General features: G+C 65.3%; 18 protein-coding genes. 13 read left to right on the top strand and 5 right to left on the bottom strand.

Going from position 1 to position 20,316, the window contains the following annotated elements; translation table 11 throughout:
- Positions 1-118: 118 nt before the first annotated feature.
- From smc to I3J27_RS08675, 7 genes are all read left to right on the top strand, one after another.
- Entirely contained in the window at positions 119-3,583 is a 3,465-nt protein-coding gene (gene smc, locus I3J27_RS08705) for a chromosome segregation protein SMC (RefSeq protein ID WP_270167777.1), read from the top strand.
- 32 nt (positions 3,584-3,615) lie between these two features.
- The gene (locus tag I3J27_RS08700; protein ID WP_270167775.1) at positions 3,616-4,593 is read left to right on the top strand and encodes a small ribosomal subunit Rsm22 family protein; all 978 of its coding nucleotides are present in this window, start codon (positions 3,616-3,618) and stop codon (positions 4,591-4,593) included.
- A 137-nt stretch (positions 4,594-4,730) separates the two neighbouring features.
- Positions 4,731-5,291, top strand: a complete 561-nt coding sequence (locus I3J27_RS08695) for a LemA family protein (RefSeq protein ID WP_270167773.1) — start codon at positions 4,731-4,733, stop codon at positions 5,289-5,291.
- Positions 5,292-5,324: 33 nt separating this feature from the next.
- Positions 5,325-6,551, top strand: coding sequence for a M48 family metallopeptidase (locus tag I3J27_RS08690; protein WP_270167771.1), 1,227 nt, complete (start codon positions 5,325-5,327; stop codon positions 6,549-6,551).
- 194 nt (positions 6,552-6,745) lie between these two features.
- On the top strand, positions 6,746-7,498 hold the full coding sequence (locus I3J27_RS08685; protein WP_270167769.1) for a P-loop NTPase family protein: 753 nt from the start codon (positions 6,746-6,748) through the stop codon (positions 7,496-7,498).
- A gap of 60 nt (positions 7,499-7,558) precedes the next feature.
- Complete coding sequence (locus tag I3J27_RS08680) at positions 7,559-8,227, top strand: hypothetical protein (RefSeq protein ID WP_270167767.1); 669 nt, start codon at positions 7,559-7,561, stop codon at positions 8,225-8,227.
- A gap of 83 nt (positions 8,228-8,310) precedes the next feature.
- Positions 8,311-8,643, top strand: a complete 333-nt coding sequence (locus I3J27_RS08675; protein ID WP_270167765.1) for a GIY-YIG nuclease family protein — start codon at positions 8,311-8,313, stop codon at positions 8,641-8,643.
- Positions 8,644-8,656: 13 nt separating this feature from the next.
- Here the strand turns inward: I3J27_RS08675 and I3J27_RS08670 are convergent, their stop codons facing one another.
- From I3J27_RS08670 to petA, 5 genes are all read right to left on the bottom strand, one after another.
- Entirely contained in the window at positions 8,657-9,196 is a 540-nt protein-coding gene (locus I3J27_RS08670; RefSeq protein WP_063692050.1) for an adenine phosphoribosyltransferase, read from the bottom strand.
- A gap of 9 nt (positions 9,197-9,205) precedes the next feature.
- Positions 9,206-11,371, bottom strand: a complete 2,166-nt coding sequence (locus tag I3J27_RS08665; RefSeq protein ID WP_270167762.1) for an anthranilate synthase component I — start codon at positions 11,369-11,371, stop codon at positions 9,206-9,208.
- Between the two features lie 472 nt (positions 11,372-11,843).
- The gene (locus I3J27_RS08660; RefSeq protein WP_270167760.1) at positions 11,844-12,518 is read right to left on the bottom strand and encodes a dienelactone hydrolase family protein; all 675 of its coding nucleotides are present in this window, start codon (positions 12,516-12,518) and stop codon (positions 11,844-11,846) included.
- A gap of 143 nt (positions 12,519-12,661) precedes the next feature.
- Positions 12,662-14,725 (bottom strand): cytochrome b/c1, encoded by a 2,064-nt coding sequence (gene fbcH / locus I3J27_RS08655; protein ID WP_270167758.1) that lies wholly within the window; start codon positions 14,723-14,725, stop codon positions 12,662-12,664.
- Between the two features lie 62 nt (positions 14,726-14,787).
- Complete coding sequence (gene petA / locus I3J27_RS08650) at positions 14,788-15,318, bottom strand: ubiquinol-cytochrome c reductase iron-sulfur subunit (RefSeq protein WP_026232845.1); 531 nt, start codon at positions 15,316-15,318, stop codon at positions 14,788-14,790.
- A 278-nt stretch (positions 15,319-15,596) separates the two neighbouring features.
- On the opposite strand from petA, the gene I3J27_RS08645 reads away from it, so the two are divergent.
- The 6 genes from I3J27_RS08645 (at position 15,597) to I3J27_RS08620 (ending at position 20,207) form a co-directional block, all read left to right on the top strand.
- The gene (locus I3J27_RS08645; protein WP_270167743.1) at positions 15,597-16,058 is read left to right on the top strand and encodes a tRNA (cytidine(34)-2'-O)-methyltransferase; all 462 of its coding nucleotides are present in this window, start codon (positions 15,597-15,599) and stop codon (positions 16,056-16,058) included.
- A 15-nt stretch (positions 16,059-16,073) separates the two neighbouring features.
- Positions 16,074-16,706 (top strand): 7-carboxy-7-deazaguanine synthase, encoded by a 633-nt coding sequence (gene queE, locus I3J27_RS08640; RefSeq protein WP_270167740.1) that lies wholly within the window; start codon positions 16,074-16,076, stop codon positions 16,704-16,706.
- A 17-nt stretch (positions 16,707-16,723) separates the two neighbouring features.
- A complete protein-coding gene (locus tag I3J27_RS08635) occupies positions 16,724-17,089 on the top strand; it encodes a 6-pyruvoyl trahydropterin synthase family protein (RefSeq protein WP_270172634.1) in 366 nt (121 codons plus the stop codon).
- A 129-nt stretch (positions 17,090-17,218) separates the two neighbouring features.
- Positions 17,219-18,106 (top strand): oxygen-dependent coproporphyrinogen oxidase, encoded by an 888-nt coding sequence (gene hemF / locus I3J27_RS08630; RefSeq protein ID WP_270167734.1) that lies wholly within the window; start codon positions 17,219-17,221, stop codon positions 18,104-18,106.
- The gene (locus I3J27_RS08625; protein ID WP_270167732.1) at positions 18,097-18,855 is read left to right on the top strand and encodes an HAD family hydrolase; all 759 of its coding nucleotides are present in this window, start codon (positions 18,097-18,099) and stop codon (positions 18,853-18,855) included. Before hemF ends, I3J27_RS08625 begins: the two co-directional genes overlap by 10 nt.
- Positions 18,856-19,160: 305 nt before the next feature.
- Positions 19,161-20,207, top strand: coding sequence for a hypothetical protein (locus I3J27_RS08620; protein ID WP_270167730.1), 1,047 nt, complete (start codon positions 19,161-19,163; stop codon positions 20,205-20,207).
- Positions 20,208-20,316 lie beyond the last annotated feature (109 nt).

Genomic DNA, 20,316 nt, shown 5'->3' with positions numbered 1-20,316 from the left:
CCGCGGCCATTGTCCAGCCGCATGAGGCGCCTCGCGCGACTCGCCCGGATAGCGACATTGCCTTCCATGGTATTGTCCCGGCAGGGGGATTCGCGCCTGCCAACAGAGATGCGTGCCTATGAAAATCACCCGCCTGCGCCTTCACGGCTTCAAGTCCTTCGTTGAAGCCACGGACTTCGTCATCGAGCCCGGCCTGACCGGCGTGGTCGGACCCAACGGCTGCGGCAAGTCGAATCTCGTCGAGGCGCTGCGCTGGGCGATGGGCGAGACCTCGTACAAGAGCTTGCGCGCCGCCGACATGGACGCGGTGATCTTCGCCGGCTCCGGCAACCGCCCCGCGCGCAACCACGCCGAAGTGACGATGACGATCGACAATGCCGATCGCACCGCGCCGGCGGCGATGAACGACAGCCAGCTGCTCGAAATCTCGCGCCGCATCGAGCGCGAGGCCGGCTCGGTCTACCGCATCAACGGCCGCGACGTGCGCGCCCGCGACGTGCAGATCCTGTTCGCCGACGCCGCCACCGGCGCGCGTTCGCCTGCGCTCGTCCACCAGGGCAAGATCGGCGAGATCATCCAGGCCAAGCCCGAGCAGCGCCGCCGCGTGCTGGAAGATGCTGCCGGCGTCGCCGGCCTGCATGCCCGCCGCCACGAGGCCGAGCTGCGGCTGAAGGCGGCCGAAACCAACCTCACCCGCGTCGAGGACGTGATCGGCCAGCTTGCAGGGCAGATGGAAGGCCTGAAGAAGCAGGCCCGTCAGGCCGTGCGCTATCGCGAGGTCGCGGCCAAGGTCCGCAAGGCCGAAGCCACGCTGTTCCACCTGCGCTGGATCGGCGCCCATGCCGACGTCAACGAATCCGGCCAGACCCATGATCTCGCCGTCCGCGAGATGGCCGAGCGCACCCAGCACCAGGCCGAAGCCGCCCGCATTCAGGCCATCCGCGCCGCCGAAATGCCGGCGCTGCGCGATGCCGAAGCGCGCGCCGCGGCCGGGCTCCAGCGCCTGACCAATGCCCGCGAATTGCTCGATCGCGAGGAAGAGCGCGCCAAGGAGCGCGTCGCCGAGCTCGAGCGCCGTCTTGCGCAATTCGAAGGCGACATTTCCCGTGCTCAGCAACAAACCATGGACGCCGACGTCGCGCTGCAGCGGCTCGACACCGAAGATGCCGAGCTGAAGGAAGAGATCAAGTCGCGCGTCGAGAAACGCTCCGGTGTCGACGAGCGCGTCGGCGAAGCCGAGGCGGTGCTGACCGAAACCGAGCAGCAGTTCGCCGAGCTCACCACCGCGCTCGCCGACCTCACCGCCAAGCGCAACCAGTTAGAGGCCAACGTCCGCACCCACCGCGACAAGCTCGCCCGTCTCGACCAGGAGATCGCGAACGTCACCGCGGAAGAGCAGAAGCTCGCCGCGGAGACCGGCGGCTTCGGCGACCTCGACGAGCTGACCGCGACGGTCGAGACCGCCGAGCAGACACTGGCGGCTTCCGAAGCCGCCGCGCAGGCGAGCGAAACCGCACACGTCGCCGCCCGCCAGACGCTGGAATCCTCGCGCTCGCCGCTGGTCGAGGCCGACAAGCGCGTGCAGCGGCTCGACACCGAGGCTCGCACGATCTCCAAGATCGTCAACGGCGAGACCAAGAATCTGTGGCCGCCGATCATCGACGGCATCACCGTCGACAAGGGCTTTGAAAAGGCAATTGGTGCCGCGCTCGGCGACGATCTCGACGCGCCGGTCGATCCGTCGGCACCGATGCGCTGGACCAATGCCGGCGTCACTGACGGCGATCCGGAACTGCCCGAAGGTGCCGTGCCGCTCGCCAACCACGTGCAGGCGCCGGCCGAGCTGAGCCGCCGCCTGGCTCAGATCGGCGTGGTGCCGCGCGAGCGCGGCGCCGAGCTGGTCTCGCAGCTCAAGACCGGCCAGCGGCTGGTGTCGCCCGAAGGCGACGTCTGGCGCTGGGACGGCTTTGTCGCCGCAGCCCACGCCCCGACCGGCGCCGCACGGCGCCTGGCCGAACGCGCCCGCCTCGTCGACATCGAGAACGAGCTGGAGCAGGCCCGCATCGATGCACAGATCAAGCGTCAGGCGCTGGAGAATGCCGAGTCCGAGCTGCAGATGGCCGCCAGCACCGAAGGCGCCAGCCGCGAAGCCTGGCGCGCCGCGCAGCGCGAGCTCAACGTCGCGCGTGAGCGCCATGCCACCGCCGAGCGCGAGATCAGCCGCCATGCCGCGCGCAAGGCGACGCTGTCGGAAGCGCACAGCCGTCTCGCCGCCGACCGCGCCGAGGCCGAAGCCGCCTACGAATACGCCGAGGCCGGCATCAGCGAGCTGCCGTCGAGCGAGGACACCGAGACCCGTCTCGCCGCCGTCCGCAGCGACATCGAAGGCCATCGCCGCATGGCCGCCCAGGTCCGCGCCGAGGCGCAGGCGCTGGCGCGCGAGGCCGAGCTTGCCGACCGCCGCGTGCAGGCGATCCTCGCCGAGCGCACCGAGTGGCAGAACCGCAAGGAGAGCGCGGCCTCCCACATCGACACCATCCAGGCCCGCATCGCCGAACTCACGATCGAGCGCAGCGAACTCGAGAACGCGCCGGCCGTGTTCGCGGAGAAGCGCAGCGCGCTGATCACCGAGATCGAATATGCGGAAAACGACCGCCGCATGGCCGCCGACGCGCTCGCCACGGCGGAAAGCGCAATGGCGGAGACCGATCGCGTCGCGAAATTAACCCTCGAGGCGCTCTCCAGCTCCCGCGAGGCCACCGCCCGCGCCGAGGAGCGCATGGAAGGCGCGCGGCGCCGGCTCGAGGACATCGAGCGCGAGATCCGCGACATGCTGGAAGTCGAGCCGCAGGCCGTCGCCGGCCTCGCCGAGATCGAGCCGGGCGCAGAGCTGCCGCCGCTGCACGACATCGAGGAAGACCTCGAAAAGATGCGCCGCGACCGCGAGCGTCTGGGTGCAGTCAATTTGCGCGCCGAGGAAGAGCTGCGCGAGGTCGAGACCCAGCACACCGGTCTGGTCACCGAGCGCGACGACCTGGTTGAGGCCATCAAGCGGCTGCGCCAGGGCATCCAGAGCCTCAACAAGGAGGCGCGCGAGCGGCTCCTGACCTCGTTCGAGGTCGTCAACAACCACTTCAAGCGTCTGTTCGTCGAGCTGTTCGGCGGCGGCGAGGCCGCGCTGCATCTGATCGAGAGCGACGACCCGCTCGAAGCCGGCCTCGAAATCATCGCCAAGCCGCCGGGCAAGAAGCCGCAGACGCTGTCGCTGCTCTCGGGTGGTGAACAGGCGCTGACCGCGATGGCGCTGATCTTCGCGGTGTTCCTCACCAACCCCTCGCCGATCTGCGTGCTGGACGAAGTCGACGCACCGCTCGACGACCACAACGTCGAACGGTACTGCAACCTGCTGCACGAAATGACCGGCTCGACCGACACGCGCTTCATCATCATCACGCACAATCCGATCACGATGGCGCGGATGAACCGCCTGTTCGGCGTCACCATGGCCGAGCGCGGCGTCTCGCAACTGGTGTCGGTGAGCCTGGCAGAGGCGGTGGACATTCTCGACCAGAACGTGGCGTGATACGGCTGGCCCAGGAATGACGGTGGGCGGATATGATCTCGCCCACCCTCCCCGCTGAACTCAAGGCCGCCCTCGACGGCAAGCTGCAGGGCTTCTCGCGCACCGACGCGGCACAGCGCTCGCAGAAAATCTCGACCACCTATCGCGCCGGCGGCGGCTCCGGCACGATCAAGTCGGACGCCGATGCGCTTGCCTATGCGCTGGCGCGCATGCCGGCGACCTACGCGGCAGTGGCTGCAAGCCTGAATGCGCTGACCGAAATCGCGCCGAACCTAGCCCCGGAAACGCTGCTCGACGTCGGCGCCGGCCCGGGCACCGCGAGCTGGGCCGCAGCAGAAGCGTTCCCGTCGCTGCAGGATTTCACGCTGCTCGACGCCAATGCCACCCTGAGCCGGCTGGCGCTCGAGCTGGCGCGCGACAGCTCGCGGCTGGCGGAGTGCCGCTATCTGCCGGGCGATGCCGGCGGCAACCTCAAAGAGGTCTCGCAAGCAGATCTCGTCGTCGCCAGCTACGTCATCGGCGAGCTCGGTGAGGCCGATCAACGCAAGCTCACCGCGGCCATGTGGGCGAAGGCGCGCCACGCGCTGGTCGTGATCGAGCCCGGCACGCCCGCCGGCACCGCGCGCATCCTCGCGCTGCGTCAGCAGTTGATCGCAGCCGGCGCCTTCGTCGCGGCGCCCTGCCCGCACGAAAAGCCGTGCCCGCTCGCAGCGCCCGATTGGTGCCATTTCTCGCAGCGCCTGCCGCGCTCGCAGGCGCACCGCCAGATCAAGGGCGCCGAGGTGCCGTTCGAGGACGAGCGCTTCATCTACGTCGCCCTGACCCGCACGCCGCCGGAAAGCCGCGCCGCGCGCGTGCTGGCCCCGCCGGATATCGGCAAGGCCGAGATCGCGGCAAAGCTCTGCACCGAGGGCGGCGTCACCGTCACCAAGGTCCCGCGGCGCGACAAGGCCGCCTATGCAAACGCCCGGCGCTGGCGTTGGGGCGATGCGGTCATTGCCGAAAGTTAACCTCGTTCAGGGCATTCGCCTTGAACGTGGATGGTTCCTCATTCGACCAAGTCTTACCTCCCTTCTGCGCCGGGCTCTCGCTTCGCGCCAATTTGGTCTAGGCTGCGCCCAGCTTCTTCCCCCATCAGGAGTTCTCCATGTCGACCGGCTGGATCGTTCTCGGCGTCATCGTCGTCCTCGTGCTGTTCGCCTTCAGCGCCTACAACCGCCTGGTGGCGCTGAGCCAGCGGGTCGGCCAGGCCTTTGCCGACATCGACGTGCAGCTCAAGCAGCGCCACGACCTGATCCCGAACCTGGTCGAGACGGTGAAGGGCTACGCCTCTCATGAGCGCGGCACGCTCGACGACGTCATCAAGGCGCGCAATTCGGCGATGTCGGCGCAGGGGCCGGCGCAGGTGTCCGCCGCCGAGAACCAGCTCTCCGGCGCGCTCGGCCGGCTGATCGCGCTGTCGGAGGCCTATCCCGACCTCAAGGCCAACGCCAACTTCCAGCAGCTCGCATCCGAGCTCTCCGACCTCGAGAACAAGATCGCGGCGAGCCGTCGTTTCTTCAACAGCGCGGTCCAGGAATACAACACCGGCATCCAGCAGATGCCGGCCGCTCTGTTCGCCGGCATGTTCGGCTTCACCAGGAAGGACTTCTTCGATCTCGGCGCCAGCCGCACTGAGGTCGAGGCTGCGCCACAGGTGAAGTTCTAAAGTCGAGCCGATAGGCCGGCAGGGCAGCGCGTCATGGCCGCGTATGGTCTCTACACGCACATCGCCTCGAACAAGTTTCGTTCGATGGTGCTGCTCGCCGGCCTGTTCGCGCTGGTCTATGTGCTGGTCTATGCCGGCGCGCTGGTCGCCGAGGTCGTTATCAACAGCAACGGCACGGTCGCCTATTATTTGAGCCGCGCCTTCCACGACCTCATCGTCGCCGCGCCGATCGCGACGGTGGTGGCGGCGGCCTGGGTCGTGATCGCCTATTTCTTCCACCAGTCGATGATCGACGCGGTGACCGGCGGCCACGACGTCACCCGGCAGGAGGAGCCGCGGCTCTACAATCTGCTCGAAAACCTCTGCATCTCGCGCGGCATCACGATGCCGAAGCTGAAGATCATGGACTCACCGGCGCTGAACGCGTTCGCGACCGGCCTCAATCCACGGCAATATTCGATCACCGTCACCACCGGCCTCCTCAGCGCGCTGAACGACAAGGAGATCGAGGCGGTGCTGGGCCACGAGCTGACCCACATCAAGAACGGCGACGTGCAGTTGATGGTGGTCGCCGTCATCATCGCCGGCGTGGTCGGCTTCTTCGGCGAGTTGTTCTTCCGCCTGTTCACCAATTTCAACTGGAGCTCCGGTGGCGGCTCATGGTCGTCGGGCTCCTCCTCGTCCTCGCGCTCGTCCTCGTCATCGAGCGACAGCAAGAGCTCCGGCGGCGGCGCGGTGATCGTGATCATCATCGCGGTCGTGCTGATCGTGGTGGCCTGGCTGTTGTCGCAGGTGGTCAAGCTCGCGCTGTCCCGCTCGCGCGAATTTCTCGCCGACGCCGGCTCGGTCGAGCTGACGAAAGACCCCGATGCCATGATCTCGGCGCTGCGCAAGATCGAGAACCGCGGTGAGCTGCCGGGTGCGACCTCGGCGGTGATGGAGCTCTGCGTCGACAATCCGCGCGAGGGCTTTGCCGATTTGTTCGCGACCCATCCCTCGGTGCAGTCCCGGGTCGACGCACTGGTCAAGTTTGCCGGCGGCCATGATCCCGGCCCGCTGCCCCCGCCCGATGACGAGACCGAAGAATCGGAGACGCAAGCCAAGCAGCAGGACACCCCGCCGGTGCCTCAGGGGCCGTGGAACGATGCAGGCGGATCGGTCAGCCCACCGCCCGTGCCTGTCCCCAGTCCTGCCGGAACCGCAGCCGGAAACCCGATCAATCCGATCGGTCCCTGGGGCCGCCACTCAGGGCGCGAATGACGCGAGCCGCGACCGGTTTCACAGCGATCGGGAAAAACCTCGGGAATTGCCGTAACTACATGCCGAGGAATTGAATTCTCCCTTGTTTCTGCCATGTTCGCGCCCAACAGCAGACTTGGGACATCCTTGGGACATCGATTTGGGGCCCGGCCGATTGCGACCTCGCGATCGGGGGCGCGCGTTAGGGGACAGCAATGGCAAAGCCGGCAGTGGTTGTGGTGGGCGCGGACAAGGGCGGGGTCGGCAAGACCACGGTGTCGCGCACCTTGCTCGATTATTTTTCCGCCAACAACGTGCCGACGCGCGCCTTCGACACGGAGTCCCCGCGCGGAACCCTGAAGCGCTTCCACCCTGACATCACCGAGATCGTCGACATGACGACCACGGCCGATCAGATGAAGATCTTCGACACGCTCAATGCGACGAGCCCGTCGGTGACCGTGATCGACGTCCGCGCCGGCCTGCTCTCGCCAGCGCTCGCCTCCTTGCGCGACATCGGTTTCCTCGACGCCGCCAAGGCCGGCCAGATCACCTTCGCGGTTTTCCACATCCTCGGCCCCTCGATCGCCTCACTCGACGAGATCGCGGAGACCGCCGGCTTCATGACCGGCGCGAAATATTTCCTGGTGAAGAACTTCATCAACGACACCCAGTTCTTCCAGTGGGACCAGGCCACCTATAATTCCTACTTCCACCGCATCAAGGACGCGACCGAGCTGACCATCCCCAAGCTCAACGAAATGGCCTATGAGCAGGTCGAGGTGTCCTCCGTTCCGTTCCTGAAATTCGTCGCCAACAAGGGCATGAACGACGACGCTGCGAACTATTCGTTCGTGCTGCGCGGCTATGTCCGGCATTGGCTGGCAAACGTCTGGAGCGAATTCGACCGGATCCGGCTGACCGACATCGTCGGTTCGAAACCCGTGACCCGCAACAGCGAAAAATAGTTGCGCAAGCCGGGCTGATACGGCTGGATTGGTCGCCAAGTTCGACTGATATAGCTGGCGATGCCCGCGACACCCGTCTACATCATCTGCTCGCCCCGCCCGCAGGTCGGCAAGACCCTGCTGGCGCGGCTTTTGAGCGAATTTCTCCTGCTCAAGAACGGCAATGTCGCGGCCTTCGACGTCAATCTGAAGGAGCCGTCGCTGCTCGACTATCTGCCGAAGATCACGGAAACCGCCGACGTGATCGACACCTACGGCAAGATGCAGCTGATGGACCGCGTCATTGTCGATGACGGCCTTGCCAAGGTGATCGACCTCGGCTTCCACGCCTTCGACGAGTTCTTCAAGATGGCCGACGAGATCGGCCTGCTGAAGGAAGCCGCGCGCCGCCACGTCGCACCACAGATCCTGTTCGTCGCCGACACCGACCGCGTCTCGACCCGCGCCCATGAGATGCTGCGCGGGCAGATCCCGCGGATGAATTTGATCACCGTGGACAATGAGCACGTCGTGCGCGGCGAGCTCCCGGCCGCGATGGCTGCCGGCCGGCTGTTCCACCTGCCCGCACTGCCCGGCTTCCTCAAGACCTATATCGACCGGCTGAACTTCTCCTTCACCGGCTATCTGCGCCAGGAGAAGGACGCCTCGACTGAGCTGCACCAATGGACCCGGCGCAATTACCTCGCCTTCCGGGAGCTCGAGCTCAGCCTGATCCTGCAACGGTCCTGAATATTTTACCCGGATAATATTGACGGCCGGCGGACCGCCAGCTATTGAGCTTGCGTCCCAGCGTCCCTCAGCAAGGCCTCACCGTGAGCATCGACCGAAAAGCAGCGATCGCCGCCTACAAGGAGCGGAAGACCATTGCGGGCATCTATGTGGTCCGCTGCGCGGCCTCAGGCGAGGCCTGGGTCGGCCAGGCGCCGAACCTCGAGACGATCCAGAACCGCATCTGGTTCTCGCTCCGCCAAGGCAACCACACCTGCCGCAGCCTCCAGGCCGCCTGGAACACGCACGGCGAAGCAGGCCTGGCGTTTGCCGAGTGCGAACGTCTGGAGGATGAGGAGACCGCCTATGTCAGGAATGCGCTCCTGAAGGAGCGTATGCTGCACTGGCGCGCCGAGCTGAAGGCCGAGGCGATCTAGAGCTCGGCGGTCTTCAATGCCCCTCGAACGTCATCAGCGTGCGCACGGGCACGTCCATCGCGCGCAGCTTGGCGGCGCCGCCGAGCTCGGGCAGGTCGATGATGAAGCAGGCGGCGACCACGTTGGCGCCGATCTGGCGCAGCAGCTTCACCGCGCCTTCCGCGGTGCCGCCGGTGGCGATGAGGTCGTCGACCAGGATCACGCGCTCGCCGGGCTGGATCGCATCGACATGCATCTCCATCTCGTCGATGCCGTATTCGAGCGAATAGGCAATGCGAACGGTGGTGTGCGGCAGCTTGCCCTTCTTGCGGATCGGCACGAAGCCGGCGGAGAGCTGATGCGCCACCGCGCCGCCGATGATGAAGCCGCGCGCTTCCATGCCGGCGACCTTGTCGATCTTGTTGCCGGCCCAGGGATTGACGAGCTCGTCGACCGCACGGCGAAACGCACGCGCGTCCGCGAGCAGGGTCGTGATGTCGCGGAACATGATCCCCGGTTTGGGATAGTCGACGATGGTGCGGACGCTCGCCTTCAAATCGTGGTCAAAGGTCATCGGTGCCTCTCAATCAACGCGCGCGTCCAGCCGGAACGCATTCTCGACAATCTTCAAGCCCACCTCGCCACTGAGCGACATCAGCGATTCCGGGTGGAATTGCACGCCGGCGACCGGCAGGGTCTTGTGCTCCAGCGCCATGGCGACGCCGTCCTCGGTGCTGGCGGTGACGGACAATACCTCCGGCATGCTGTCGCGCTCGACGAATAGCGAGTGATAGCGGCCGATGACGATCTCGTTCGGCAAATTGCGCATCAAGCGTCCGCCGCGCACATGCACCCGTGAGGGCCGGCCGTGGGCGGGATGCGTCAGTTGCCCGAGCTCGCCGCCAAAGTATTCGCCGATCGCCTGCACGCCCAAGCAGACGCCGAACACCGGCAGCTTCTTCTCCAGCGCTGCATCGATCGTCTTCTTGATTCCGAAATCCTCGGGCCGGCCGGGGCCGGGCGACAGCACCAGCAAATCCCACTTCCTCTGCTTGAGCATGTCGAGCGCATGGACATGGCGGACCACGGTGACGTCGGCGCCGACCTGGCGAAAATAGTCGGCGAGCATGTGCACGAAACTGTCGTCGTGGTCGATCAGCAGCACCTGCTTGCCCGAGCCGGTCGCATCAGGCGCAAAGGTCGAGAGCGGCTTCGGCGGATCGCCGCGCAGCGCCTGGAACAGGGCTGCGGCCTTGACCTGGCACTCGCGGTCTTCCGCGGCCGGATCGGAATCGAACAGGCAGGTGGCGCCGACGCGCACTTCGGCAAGACCATCCTTCATGCGGATGGTGCGGATGGTGAGACCGGTGTTGATGCTGCCGTCGAAATTCACCGCGCCGATCGCGCCGGCATACCAGCGCCGCGGCGAACGCTCGTGATCCTCGACGAACTGCATTGCCCAGAGCTTTGGCGCGCCCGTCACGGTCACCGCCCAGGCGTGGGTGAGGAAGGCGTCCAGCGCATCGAAACCGGGGCGCAGCATGCCCTCGACATGGTCGACGGTGTGGAACAGTTTTGAGTAGGTCTCGATCTGGCGACGCGCCAAGACCTTGATCGTTCCGGGCACGCAGACGCGCGCCTTGTCGTTGCGGTCGACGTCGGTGCACATGTTGAGCTCGAACTCGTCCTTCTCCGAGTTCAGGAGCTGACGGATCTGCTCGGCATCGCCGATCGCGTCTGTGCCGCGCGCGATCGTGCCAGAGATCGGGCAGGTCTCGACGCGGCGGCCGTCGGAGCGCACGAACATCTCCGGCGAAGCCGAGACGAGGAATTCGCCCTCGCCGAGATTCATCAGTGCGCCATAGGGCGACGGATTGATGACGCAGAGCCGCTGGAACACTTCGGCCGGCGAGCGGTCACAAGGCTCGGCGAAGAGTTGCCCCGGCACGGCCTCGAACAAATCGCCGCGCGCGAAGGCCGCGCGCGCGGTCTCGACGGTGGCCTGATATTCGCCGGGCGCATGGTCGGCAAAGCCCTGGCGCGGCGTCTTCAGATACGGGCTCTCGGCCGTCTCGTGCGGCAGGCCGGCGGTGGATTTGCCCTTCCAGGCGAAGTCGTAAGCGAGCACCACGCCGCGGCCGGTGGCGCGGTCATAGGCCAGCAGACGATCGGGCACATAGAGCACGATATCGCGCTGGTCGTTCTCGCGCGGACGCTTCTGCACGAGGTCCTCGATCTGGAACACGAGGTCGTAGGCGAAGGCGCCGAACAGGCCGAGCAGCCCGTCGTCATTGGCGGAGAAAGCGGCGACGAGATCGCGCACCAGCGACATCACGCTTGCACGCCGGGTGCGCTGGTCCTCTTCGATCGGCGCATCGCCGCGGATGATGTGGCCTGACAGCCGCGAAGCCGTCTTCTCGGAGATCACGACGCACGGTTCGCGCAGGACATCAGCGAGGAAGGCGATCAGCACCTGGCCGCGCCCGTTCAGCGCTTCAAGCTTGAAATTGACGCCAGTGGTCTCGAGCTTGAGCGGCGGATCAGAGAAGCCGAGGTCAAAACTCTCGTAGCGGCCGGGCACGGTCGTCCCCGAGGACAGCATCACGCCGCGGCGGCGGTCGAGCAGGTTGATGAGATCGTCGAGCCGGCTCGCACCGCCGGTAAACTGCTCGGCCACGCGCGTGATCGCAAGACCTGCGCGGGTCACATAGTCGCTTCTGGCCGGGAGGGCAAAGACTGTCCTGTTCATGTGGTCCTCTTACGAAACTTGCCGAGGGAACGCCACACAGGACAAACGATCAGGCCGCCGCACTGCGTGGCGACCTCTAGCGATTTTGAGAAATGAAATCGCACCGGCCACCTCGTTAGGAGGTGCGCCACCAAAGACGGGCTGGGCGGACGACGGTGCTCATGGGGGAACTATCATCATGGCGAGGGGGCGGCGTCAAGGGTGGGCCGGCCTGGCGTAGCTCGGATGGAACGCAGCGCAATCCGGGGTTCGTGCCACAAGGAAACAGGCCCCGGATTGCGCTGCGCTCCATCCGGGCTACAAAGTCAAAGGCCACACCGCTTCCAAAGGGCTGCCATCTCGGCATCGCTGGCAAACTCGCCGCGCTCGGCTTGATCGAGACCCTCGCGAACGGCCGCTTTATGCTCCTCCGGGATCACGAAGGCCTCGTGTTCTCGACGGCTTTCGTCTTCGGATCGATCTGACGCGGTCCCTACCCCAGATGCTTCCTAAAAAACTCCGTCGCCCGTCCCCAAGCGAGTTCGGCGGCTTCGCGGTCGTGCACGGCCTGGCGCTGTTCGTTGACGAAGGCGTGCTCCGCGTCATAGCGGAACAACTCCAGCGACTTGCCGGCAGCCTTCATGGCCGTTTCGAAGCCATTGACCAGCTCCGGCGTGCACCAATCGTCCTTGTTGGCGAAATGAGCCTGGAGCGGGATCTTGACGTCGGCGGGCTTGGCCGCCTGCTCCGGCGGGATGCCGTAGAACACGACGCCGGCAGCGAGCTCCGGGATCTTCGTCGCACCGATGATGGCGACGGCGCCGCCGAGGCAGAAGCCTGTCAGCCCGACCTTGGCGCCGTTGCGCGACAGATATTGCGTGGCGCCGCGCACGGTCTGCGTCGTCGCATCCATGAAGTCGAGCGAGTTCATCTCCTTGTTGGCGGAATCCGTGTCGTGATACGGCACCACCTTGCCCTTGTAGAGATCGGGCGCCAGCGCATCGAAACCGGCCAGCGCGAAGCGGTCGCAGAGGCCCTTGATCTGGTCCGACAGGCCCCACCATTCCTGGATCACGACCACACCCGGCGCGTTGCCGCGCGCGGCATTGGCGAGATAGCCCGAGGCATCCTTGCCGTCCGGGCGTTTGAAGGTGATGGCGGTTCCCATGGTGTCCTCCGATGAGTTTTGGGGGAGCGGTTGCGGTATCTTGGCGGCTGCGCGCGCGATAGGCAATCGCGCCGAACAACACACTCTCGTGCCCAACAAAAAAGCCCCCTTGCGGGGGCTTCTTCATTCTCGTCTCGCGCCGCTCAATGGGAGTCGGCCCAGACCTTCTTCTTGGTGAAGTACATCAGGCCGGCGAAGATGATCAGGAAGATGAACACCTGGAAGCCGAGGCGCTTGCGCGCTTCCATGTGCGGCTCGGCGGTCCACATCAGGAACGTGGTGACGTCCTTGGCGTATTGCGCGACCGTGGTCGGCGAGCCGTCGTCATAGGTCACCTGGCCGTCGCTGAGCGGCTTCGGCATCTTGATAGCATGACCCGGGAAGTACTTGTTGTAGTAGGAGCCCTCCGGGATGGTCACACCCTCGGGCACCTTCTCCTCAAAGCCCTGCAGCACCGCCGAGACGTAATCCGGGCCCTGCTCCTGGTACTGGGTGAAGAAGTCGACGATGAACATTGGGAAGCCGCGGCCGTAGGAGCGCGCCTTGGTGATCAGCGACAGGTCGGGCGGCGCCGCGCCGCCGTTCGCCGCACGGGCTGCCTGCTCGTTCGGGAATGGCGAGGGGAAGTAGTCCGCCGGCCGGCCGGAACGCTCGAACATGTCACCGGAATCGTTCGGACCGTCCTTGATCTTGTAGTCCGAGGCAAACGCCGCCGCCTGCGCCACCGAATAGCCCGGGCCGCCGGCTTCCGCGAGGTTGCGGAAGGCAATGTACGACAGGCCGTGACAGCTGGCGCAGACTTCCTTGTAGACCTTGAGGCCGCGCTGGAGCGCGCCACGGTCATACTTGCCGAAAGGGCCCGCGAACGACCATTTGTTGCCCGGCGGCTTGTCGCTGCCTTCGGAGGCGCGTGCGTCCTGCATGCTGCCGAGGAACAGCGCGCCGGCCGCGACGAGCATGACCGCGACGGAGGCCACGGCCTTCCCGCTCTTGGTCAGGATCGCTTCCGAGATCGAGTTCGGCACCGGCCGCGGCGTCTCGATGCGCGAGAGCAGCGGCAGCACGATCAGGAAGTAGGCGAAATAGCAGACCGTCAGGATGCGGCCGGCGATCACGTAGATGCCTTCCGGCGGCTGCGCACCGAGATAGCCGAGCAGGATGCAGACCGCGACGAAGATCCAGAAGAACTGCTTGGCGAGCGGACGGTACTTCGACGACCTCGTCTTCGCTGCGTCGAGCCAGGGCAGGAAGCACAGGATGATGATCGCCGAGAACATCCCGATGACGCCCGCGAGCTTGTTCGGGATCGAGCGCAGGATCGCGTAGAATGGCAGGTAATACCATTCCGGCACGATGTGCGGCGGCGTCACGCCCGGGTTCGCCGGGATGTAGTTGTCGGCATCGCCGAGATAGTTCGGCATGTAGAAGATGAACCAGGCGTACAGCAGCATGAAGCAGGCGACGCCGAAGCCATCCTTGATGGTCGCATGCGGCGTGAACGGCACCGTGTCCTTTTCCGTCTTCGGTTCGACGCCGTCGGGATTGTTCTGGCCGGCGACATGCAGCGCCCAGACGTGGAGCACGACGACGCCCGCGATCAGGAACGGCAGCAGATAGTGCAGCGAGAAGAAGCGGTTCAGCGTCGGGTTGCCGACCGAATAGCCGCCCCACAGCAGCGTCACGATGCTCTCGCCGACATAGGGGATGGCGGAGAACAGATTGGTGATGACGGTGGCGCCCCAGAAGCTCATCTGGCCCCACGGCAGCACGTAGCCCATGAAGCCCGTCGCCATCATCAGGAGGTAGATGATGACGCCGAGGATCCACAGGACCTCGCGCGGCTCCTTGTAGGAGCCGTAATAGAGGCCGCGCAGCATGTGGACGTAGACCGCGAAGAAGAACATCGACGCGCCGCAGGCGTGCATGTTGCGCAGCAGCCAGCCGTAATTGACGTCACGGACCAGCAGCTCGACCGACTTGAAGGCGAGATCGGCATGCGGCGTGTAGTGCATCGCCAGGATCACGCCGGTCAGGATCTGCATCCCCAGCATGAAGGAGAGGATGGCGCCGAAGGTCCACCAGTAGTTCAGATTGCGCGGGGTGGGATAGACGACGAAGGAGGAATGGACGAGACCGAGGATCGGCAGACGTCGCTCGATCCATTGCAGGGCCGGATTGCTCGGCTGGTAGTCGGATGGTCCGCTCATGATGCGATCCTGAGGAAATAAAACGACGAGACGACGCGAGGCTTCGGACGCAGGTCCGAAGCTCAGCCGATCTGGATTTTGGTGTCGGAAACGAACTGGTACGGCGGCACCGGCAGGTTCGCGGGCGCGGGCCCCTGGCGGATGCGGCCGGACGAATCGTACTGCGAACCATGGCAGGGGCAGAAGAACCCGTCGTAATTGCCTTCATGGGCGATCGGGATGCAGCCGAGATGGGTGCAGATGCCGATCACGACCAGCCATTGCTCGTGGCCGGACTTGACCCGGGCCTCGTCGCTCTGCGGATCGGGCAGGCTCGCCACGTTGACGGCGCGCGCCTCGTCGATCTGCTTCTTGGTGCGGTGGCTGATGTAGATCGGCTTGCCGCGCCAGAACACCTTGATGTCCTGGCCCTCGGCGACCGGGCTGAGATCGACCTCGATCGGCGCACCGGCCGCGATGGTCGACGCATCAGGATTCATTTGGGAGATGAAGGGCCAGAGCGCAGCTGCGCCCCCTACTGCTGCAGCTGCCCCCGTTGCAACGAATAAGAAATCACGGCGTGTCGGATGGTCCGCCGAAGACGCTGTCGTCACGATTCCAACCCTTTCTTCTTATGCTGCCGGTGGAACCGCTCCAGGAGCCCCCAAGGTCCCCGGAACAGCCTGCCGGCGCCCGCGGCCCCCCGCGGCGGCAGAACTTCACTCGTCCCCGCCAAAACAAGGCGAAAACAGCAGTCCAGAATCGTTCTATTGGCACCCTTGCCGGGCGAGCGCAAGCCCGCTAACGGCGTGGGAGCGTGCAATGCACGAATTCCGCAGCCAGCGATGTTTTATTGAGACATTTCCGGCCCGCACCGACCCCGATACAGCCCATGCAGATCGCGCTTTTCCAACCCGACATCGCCCAGAACACCGGCACGATTCTCAGGCTGTGCGCCTGTCTGGGCATGGCCGCCCATATCATCGAACCGGCGGGCTTCCCGGTCTCCGACCGCTTGTTCCGCCGGGCGGGAATGGATTACCTCGACCATGTCAGCCTTACCAGGCACGACTCCTGGTCGAAATTCGAGGAGTGGCGCGCGGCACAGGGCTACCGGCTGCTGCTGTTCACCACCAAGGCCGCCGCTGACTACCGCGATTTTCATTACCAGACGTCCGACATCCTGCTATTCGGGCGCGAGAGCGCCGGCGTCACCGACGCGGTGGTCGAGGCCGCCGATGCACGGCTGGTGATCCCGATCCATCCGGGGCTGCGGTCGCTCAATGTCGCCATGACCGCGGCGATGGCCGCAGGCGAGGCGCTGCGGCAGCTTCGGAACCCCAAGGGCCCATAGTTTGAGGAGAGACGGTTGAGTTACGCGGTCAAGGAAATCTTCCTGACCCTGCAAGGCGAAGGCGCCCATGCCGGGCGCGCGTCCGTGTTTTGCCGTTTTGCCGGCTGCAACCTCTGGAGCGGCCGCGAGGCCGACCGGCCGTCGGCGACCTGCAAATTCTGCGACACGGATTTCGTCGGCACCGACGGCACACTCGGCGGCCGCTACGCCTCGGCTGCGGAACTCGCCGACACCATCGCCGCGCAATGGACCGCCTCCTCCGACAACCGCTACGTGGTGCTGACCGGCGGCGAGCCGCTGCTCCAGGTCGACACCGACCTGATTGACGCCCTGCATGCGCGTGGCTTCGAGATCGGCGTCGAGACCAACGGAACAATCGAAGCGCCCGCGGGGCTCGACTGGATCTGCGTCAGCCCCAAGGGCGGCAGCGAGCTCGTCCTGCGCCGCGGCCACGAGCTGAAGCTGGTCTATCCGCAGGCGCTTGCCGCACCCGAGACTTTCGAGCACCTCGCCTTCGAGCGCTTCTCGCTCCAGCCGATGGACGGACCCGAGGTCGTCCAGAATACCGCGCGTGCGATCGACTATTGCCTGAATCATCCGCAATGGCGGCTGAGCGTGCAGACGCATAAATCGCTCGGCATCAGATAGGATTGGTTTTCGAACAGATGTGGGAATTGACGAAATCGTTCCGCTTCGAGGCGGCGCACTCATTGTCGGGAACGACGTTTGGCGCGGCCAGCGAAGAGATCCACGGCCACTCCTTTCGCGCCGAGGTGACGGTGCGCGGCACGCCGGACCCCAAGACCGGCATGGTGGTCGATCTCGGCCTGCTCCAGCGCGCCATCGAAGAGGTGCGGCTCACGCTCGACCACAAATACCTCAACAAGATCGAGGCGCTGGGGACACCGACGCTGGAAAACCTGTCGCGCTTCGTCTGGGAGCGGCTGGCCCATATCGGCAAGCTCACCCGCGTCAGCGTCCACCGTGACAGTTGCAACGAGAGCTGCACCTATTACGGTCCGCAAGGCTAGTTACGATCTCGGTCTCGTAGGGTGGGCAAAGCGTAGCGTGCCCACCACCCAAGACAATGGTGAAAGATCGTGGGCACGGCGCGAACGCGCCCTTGCCCACCCTACGGCAGTTTCGCTCGGGAATAGAATATGGACGCCTCAATCATCGACGACCGCAAGACGCGCGCCCGAACCTGGTTCGAGGCCTTGCGCGACGACATCTGCGCGAGCTTCGAACGGCTGGAGGACGACGCGCCGGAAAGCCTCTATCCCGGCGAGGCCGGCCGCTTCAAACGCACGCCGTGGCAGCGCACCGATCATACCGGTGCCGCCGGCGGCGGTGGCGTGATGTCGGTGATGTCGGGCCGGCTGTTCGAGAAGGTCGGCGTACATTGCTCGACCGTGCACGGCGAATTCGCACCCGAGTTTCGCGCGCAGATCCCGGGCGCGGCGGAGGATCCGAAGTTCTGGGCCTCCGGCATCTCGCTGATCGCGCATCACCGCAATCCGCACGTGCCCGCGGTGCACATGAACACGCGCTTCGTCGTCACCACCAAAGCCTGGTTCGGCGGCGGCGCCGATCTCACGCCGGTGCTCGACCGCCGGCGCACGCAGGACGATGCCGACAGCATCGCCTTCCACGCCGCGATGAAACAGGCCTGCGCGCAGCACAACGGCATTGCCGACTACGACAAGTACAAGAAGTGGTGCGACGAGTATTTCTATTTGCCGCACCGGAAAGAGGCCCGTGGCATCGGCGGCATCTTCTACGACTGGCACGACAGCGGCGACTGGGACGCCGACCTCGCCTTCACCCAGGATGTCGGCCGCGCGTTCCTGAAGATCTACCCCGACATCGTCAGGCGCAATTTCGCGACGAGCTGGACGGCCGAGGATCGCGAGGAGCAATTGATCCGGCGCGGCCGCTACGTCGAATTCAACCTGCTCTACGACCGCGGCACCATCTTCGGGCTCAAGACCGGCGGCAATGTGGACTCCATCCTGTCGTCGCTGCCGCCGGAGGTGAAATGGCCATGACCGCGATGAAGCCCAATTCGAGGCCGCTGCCGCGCGCCATGCTGATCGACATGGACGACACCATCCTGTCGGCCTATGGCCGGCCCGAGATCGCCTGGAACACGATTGCAGCAGAGTTCGCCGAGGAGCTTGCGCCCCTGCCGCCGGAGCAGGTCGCGACCACCGTCCTCGCCTTCGCAAAGAACTTCTGGGCCAATGCGGACGCCTCGTGGCGGCTCAAGCTCGCCGAAGCCCGCCATCTGACGGTCAAGGGCGGCTTCGCCGCGCTGGCCGCTGCCGGCCACCGCGCCCTGCCCGACGATCTCGCCATTCGCCTCGCCGACCGCTTCACCGCCTATCGCGAGGAGGAGATGTTCGTCTTCCCCGGCGCGCATGAGGCGATCGACCAATTGAAGGCGCTCGGCATCAAGCTCGCGCTGGTGACCAACGGCGCGGGCGACACCCAGCGCGCCAAGGTCGAGCGCTTCGAGCTCGCGCACCGCTTCCACCACATCCAGATCGAGGGCGAGCACGGTTTCGGCAAGCCCGAGGAGCGCGCCTATCTGCACGCGATGGAGGCGCTCGGCGTCACGCCTTCGGACACCTGGATGATCGGCGACAATCTGGAATGGGAAGTCGTGACACCGCAGCGCCTCGGCATCTATTCGATCTGGATCGACGTGCACGGCGACGGCCTGCCCGAAGGCTCGACCGTCAAGCCCGACCGCATCATCCGCTCGCTGACCGAGCTGGTGCCGCACCAGTCGTAATCAGGGCGCCAAAAACAAAAACTCGAAAAACAACCCCATGCACAGTAGCCGACTGCTGCAGAATCAATGACTTACGGATTTGGCGAAATCGGTTTGCTCCGTCGGGCAAAACAGGGGTATCTTGTCATCGTCGCGGGGCTCGCGATGAAGGCGCTCTTGCGTGAGCTGCATACCCCGCTCGGCGAACTGTGCCGCGCGATTTCCGACAGCCCGCCTGCCTCACTTGAAGTGAAATGCTTCACAATCCGCAATCCGGGATTGCGCTACTCTCGCGTCATGGGGCGTGGAGTAGGCTGGAGGCGACAATGGAGCAGGACCTTCCAAAGGACACAGCGCGTACGCAATCGCCACCCGACGCCCCCGGCGTATGGCAGCGGATTCAATCCTGGGACAGCCGCCTGTCGGTCACCAAAGGATTGACGGCCGTCACCTTGCTGACCGGCTTCCTGGGCGGATACTTCCAGTATCTGAATTCCTACGAGCAGAAGGTCGGCGAGCAGGCCAAGGCCGACATGCAGAAGGCGACGGAGACCTTCATCGAGATTTCAAACGCATTCGCCGAAGTGCAGATGCTGCAGGAGAGCATTCTGCCCGAGTGGCTCGGCCCGACAAAGGCGCAAGCAAGTCCCGCCTTCATTCCCGTGGACACAAAGACGCTCGAACCGTTCGCGGACTATTGGAAGGCTCGAACTGCCTTGCGGCGAAACGGCGCCATCTTCGCGCGCAAGGCCGAGATCTACATCGACTGGCCAAGCGACATGGATCGCGATGCCGCAGCCGAGCACACGCTCGACCAGGATCCGCTGACGGCCACGTTGCTCACGAAGTATAATTTCGATTGCGAGTCCGAAGCCAATCTTCCCCAGTTCAAGGGTGCCGCCTACAATGGAAGCGATCCGGGGCGCCCCAGCGAAGAACTCTGCAACGATCCGAACGCCAACGGGCCGAAGGCCTATGTCGCCCTCTGCGCCAGGTTGCCGGGCGGCGCAGCCGATCCCCTGCAGAAGGTCGTCGTCCTGAACTGGTGGAGCGCCAAGCACCACGTCCTGGTGATGAACCATTGCTTCGAGGCGCTGCGCGGCCAATCGAGCGCAGTGGCATCGAGCAGCGAGGTCCCCGGCGATCGCCGGCCGGACGCCATGAAGCCGCCGGTCAGCAACGAGCAAAGGCTGCAGTCTCAGGCCCGCCGGCTCGATGCGTTCATGACCCTGACCATGGCGCAGCTTGATCGCATCAGGGTGCGGTACCGCCCGACCGGCTTCGTCTGTCACGTTCCCGTGGTGCGCGACGCCATCGGCTATTTCAGCAACGAATGCCTGCCGATCCAGCCGGTCAGGAACGAGCGCAGCTGAACCCGGCCCGCGCAACACTGGCGGAGTTCACCGGCGCGCCGCGCGCGTGATCGGCGTGTCATGACCGCCTGCTAGCCTCCTTCGGATCGATCAACCCGAAAGGACAATT

It is taken from the genome of Bradyrhizobium xenonodulans (genome assembly GCF_027594865.1).
Classification (GTDB): domain Bacteria; phylum Pseudomonadota; class Alphaproteobacteria; order Rhizobiales; family Xanthobacteraceae; genus Bradyrhizobium; species Bradyrhizobium xenonodulans.
Note: the sequence above shows the minus strand (reverse complement) of the source record. Positions and strands in the feature narration are given on the sequence as shown.